The following is a 4395-nucleotide window of genomic DNA, read 5'->3' as shown; positions in this document are numbered from 1 at the left end:
GCCCCGCGCGCCGTCACCCCGCCGGGCGCGGCCATGCGCCGCCGGCCGGACCTTCCGGCATGCCGACACCCCCCAGGAGCAGCACGTCCATGAGCGACTACAAGAAGACCCTGCATCTGCCCGACACCAAATTTCCCATGAAGGCCAACCTTACCCAGCGCGAGCCGGAAATGCTCAAGTTCTGGGAAGGCATCGACGCCTACGCCGCCATGGCGCAGGCCTCCGGCCAGAAGGGCCAGTACGTCCTGCACGACGGCCCCCCCTACGCCAACGGGCACATTCACCTGGGGACGGCGCTGAACAAGATCCTGAAGGACATGGTGGTCAAGTCGCGCAACATGCAGGGCTACGCCGCCCGCTATGTGCCCGGCTGGGACTGTCACGGCCTGCCCATCGAACACAAGGTGGAACAGGAACTGGGCGAAAAGAAAAAGGAACTGCCCGCCCATGTGGTGCGCAAGCGTTGCCGCCAGTATGCGGAAAAGTACCTGGACATCCAGCGCAAGGAATTCAAGCGCCTTGGCGTGCTGGGTGCCTGGGACAAACCGTACATGACCATGGATCCGGCTTACGAATCTGCCACCGCGCGCGAACTCGGCAACTTCGTGGCCGCAGGCAACGTGGTGCGCAGCAAGAAGCCCATCTACTGGTGCTGCTCGTGCCAGACCGCCCTGGCCGAGGCCGAGGTGGAATACTACGACCACACCTCGCCCTCCATCTTCGTGCGCTTTCCCCTGCGCGACGCCAAGGTGGCCGACGTATTGAACGTGGATCCGGCCAGCGCCTACATCGTCATCTGGACCACCACCCCCTGGACCCTGCCCGACAACATGGCCGTGGCCGTGCACCCCGATCATGACTACGCCGTGGTCCGCCACGATGGCGCGCACTACGTGCTGGCTGCCGCGCTGGTCGAAAGCAGCGCCAGGACCTTCGGCTGGGAAGGATACGAAGTGGTGTCCACCGTGCCGGGGGCGAAGCTGGAAGGCCTTGCCGCCACGCACCCCTTCTACGACCGCCCCTCGCCGGTGGTGCTGGCCGACTACGTGGTGCTCGACTCCGGCACCGGCTGCGTGCACACCGCGCCCGGCCATGGCCGCGAGGACTACGAGACCGGCCTGCGCTACGGACTGGAAATCCTTTCGCCGCTGAACGACGAAGGCCGCTTCCTTGATTCCGTGCCCTTCTTTGCCGGGCTGACCGTGTTCGAGGCCAACCCCAAGGTCATCGAAAAACTGCGCGAAGTGGGCAACCTGCTGGCCGAACGCAAGATTTCGCACAGCTACCCGCACTGCTGGCGCTGCAAGAAGCCGGTCATCTTCCGAGCCACCACCCAGTGGTTCATCGCCATGGAAAAGAACGACCTGCGCGCCCGCGCGTTGTCGGCCATCCGCAACGACGTGCGCTGGATTCCCGCCTGGGGCGAGGAACGCATCCACAACATGATCGAATTCCGCCCCGACTGGTGCATCTCGCGCCAGCGCACCTGGGGCGTGCCCATCATTGCCCTGCTCTGCGAAGGCTGCGGCGAGGCGTGGAACGACGCCGCCTGGATGCGCGACATCGCCGACCGCTTTGCCAAGCACCCCACCGGCTGCGACTACTGGTACGAAACGCCGCTGGAAGACATCGTGCCCGCCGGTCTTGCCTGCCCGCACTGCGGCGGCAACCACTGGAAGAAGGAAACCGACATCCTGGACGTGTGGTTCGATTCCGGCACCAGCTTCTCCGCCGTACTGGAACAGCGCGGCGACACCGCATTCCCGGCGGACCTGTACCTGGAGGGCTCCGACCAGCATCGCGGCTGGTTCCACAGCTCCCTGCTGGCATCCATCGGCACGCGCGGCGTGCCGCCCTACCGCGCCGTGCTCACCCACGGCTACGTGGTGGACGGCGAAGGCCGCAAGATGTCCAAGTCCATCGGCAACGTCATCGCCCCGCAGGAGATCATCGACAAATACGGCGCGGAAGTGCTGCGCCTGTGGGTGGCTTCCGTTGACTACCGCGAGGACATCCGCATCTCGGACGAAATCCTCAGCCGTCTGGTGGACGCCTACCGGCGCATCCGCAACACCTGCCGCTACCTGCTGGGCAACATCGACGACCTGACGCCCGAAGAAATAGTGCCGTTCTCGGTCATGGACCCGCTGGACCGCTACGCCCTCGACATCATGACCGATACCCACGCGCGCATCCAGGAAGCGTATTCCGAGTTCGAGTTCCACAAGGTGTTCCACACCCTGCACAACCTGTGCGTGACAGACCTCAGCGCCTTCTACCTCGACGTGCTGAAGGACCGCCTGTACGCCTCGGCCAAGGACAGCCCGGAACGCCGCTCTGCCCAGACCGCCCTGCTGCACATCCTGCTGGTACTGGTGCGCGACATGGCCCCGGTGCTCAGCTTCACGGCGGAGGAAGTGTTCCGGCACATCCCCGAGGCGCTGCGCCCCGCCGCGCCCACGGTGTTCGCGCTGCGCGGGGCCGACACTCCGCTGTACAACGTCAGCTCCGACGAGAGCGAACGGTGGGAGGCGGTGCTGGCCGTGCGGTCGGAGGTGACCAAGGCCATCGAGCCGCTGCGCAAGGCGGGCACGGTGGGCCATTCGCTGGACACCCACGTGACCCTGTACGCCGACCACAAGCTGGCCGACCTGCTGCGCGCCACCGGCACCGACCTGCGCGCGGTGTTCATCGTCTCCAAGCTGAACATCGCCCCGCTGGAAGACGCCCCGCAGGACGCCTTTGCCTCCGAAGAGGTCAAGGGCCTGCGCATCGGCGTGGCCAAGGCCCCCGGCGCCAAGTGCGAACGCTGCTGGATCTACCACGAGGAACTGGGCGCCGATCCCGACTTCCCCGGTGCCTGCGCCCGCTGCACCACGGTGCTGCGCACCGGCGGCGCAGAGTAACGACAACAGGCCCGATCATCTTCCCCCACCCGGCGGTACGCACCGTGCCGCCGGGCGGGGCATGAGCCCAAAGCCCCAAGAGGCCCCATGCGTCCCAGATTCGTCATGGTCTTCTCCATCGCCGCTGCCGTCATCGGCCTTGACCAGCTCACCAAGCTGTGGGCGGTGACGGCCATTCCGGAGCAGCATTCGGTGCCGGTCATTGCCGGGTTCTTCGACCTGGTCAATGTGCGCAACCGGGGGGCGGCCTTCGGCTTTCTGAACCGCTCCGACATCGAATGGCAGTTCTGGCTGTTCCTGGTGGCCACGGTGCTTGCCGTGTGGGCCATCGTTTCGCTTACCCGCGCCGCGCAGGACGACAAGGTGCTGTTCACCGGGTTCGGCTGTATTCTCGGCGGCGCCCTTGGCAACCTCATCGACCGGGTGCGCTTTCGCGCGGTGATCGACTTTCTGGATTTCTACGTGGGCGACTGGCACTGGCCCGCCTTCAACGTGGCAGACATCGCCATCTGCGTGGGCGCGTTCCTGGCCTTCATCGCCATGTACCGCCAGCCCGCGCCCCGCAACAGTTCGAACGCCCGGTAGGATACCCCGATGAACACGGCCCTGCTCATTCCCCTGCTTGCCATTCCCATCTTGCCCAACCTGTGGTGCATCTGGCATTCTTACAAGCACGAGTTCGACCGCCCGGCCGAAAAGGCCCTGTGGATGGCGGCCGGGATATTCCTTCCCGTGCTCGGCGGCCTTGCCTACCTCGTCTTTGGCCAGCGGCGCGCCCGCAAGGCCTGACGCAGGCCCGGCCCACGCCCCGACGCGCAGCATGGTCGGCACCCGGCCCGGGCATCGAACCCCTTACGCCAAGCAAAGTGAACCGAAAGGCGGACCAAAAGCCATGAAGACCCGCATCCTTTCCCGTCGTTTCCTTCCCGTGTGCTCCCTGGCCGCGATGGTGGCCCTTGTCGGCTGCGTCCGGCAGGAAGACGTGGACGCCCTGAACGCCCGCGTCATGCGCCAGGACCAGCAGATCCAGACGCTGAACTCGCAGCTTTCCGGCGTGCAGCCCGCCCAGGCGGACACCTGGTCGCAGGTGCAGTCCACCCGGCAGGAAATCGCCACCCTGCGCGGCCAGATCGACGACATGCAGATGCGCCTGAACGCCACCGGCGACCAGAGCCGCGACCTGCCCCACATGCGCGACCAGCTGAACCGCCACGATATCGCCCTGCGGCAGATGGCCTCGCAACTGGCCATCGACCTCGACAGCGTGCTGGCCGCCCCCGCCCCCGCGGGCGCAGCCGGTGCAGCGTCGGCCACCGGCACGACCCACGCGGGCGATCCCAATGCCCCGGTCCTGCTTGTAAACCCCGGCAAGGAGAACGGCTTTGTCGTCGCGCCATCGAGCCAGCCCAGCGGGCCGGTCACGGTGCCCCCGGCGCAAAGCGGCACCATGGCCGTGACCAGCGCGGAACCCGCCAAGGCGGCCGCCGCA

Annotated in this window: 3 protein-coding genes and 1 pseudogene; all 4 read left to right on the top strand. The window is 66.5% G+C overall.

Features of this window, described 5'->3' with window-relative positions:
• The first annotated feature begins 89 nt into the window (after positions 1–89).
• The gene (gene ileS / locus FVW27_RS08380) at positions 90–2906 is read left to right on the top strand and encodes an isoleucine--tRNA ligase (protein WP_167124281.1); all 2817 of its coding nucleotides are present in this window, start codon (positions 90–92) and stop codon (positions 2904–2906) included.
• 87 nt (positions 2907–2993) lie between these two features.
• Positions 2994–3491: a signal peptidase II gene (gene lspA / locus FVW27_RS08375; RefSeq protein WP_167124279.1), complete on the top strand. Its 498-nt coding sequence runs from the start codon at positions 2994–2996 to the stop codon at positions 3489–3491.
• Positions 3492–3500: 9 nt separating this feature from the next.
• Positions 3501–3695 (top strand): PLD nuclease N-terminal domain-containing protein, encoded by a 195-nt coding sequence (locus tag FVW27_RS08370; RefSeq protein WP_167124277.1) that lies wholly within the window; start codon positions 3501–3503, stop codon positions 3693–3695.
• A 103-nt stretch (positions 3696–3798) separates the two neighbouring features.
• Positions 3799–4395 (top strand): annotated as a pseudogene (locus FVW27_RS08365) (tol-pal system protein YbgF); the annotation flags it as partial.

Source organism: Nitratidesulfovibrio liaohensis (assembly GCF_011682075.1).
In the GTDB taxonomy this organism is placed as follows: Bacteria; Desulfobacterota; Desulfovibrionia; order Desulfovibrionales; family Desulfovibrionaceae; genus Cupidesulfovibrio; species Cupidesulfovibrio liaohensis.
The sequence above is the reverse complement of the archived record's forward strand: the minus strand, read 5'-3'. Positions and strand labels throughout refer to the sequence as shown.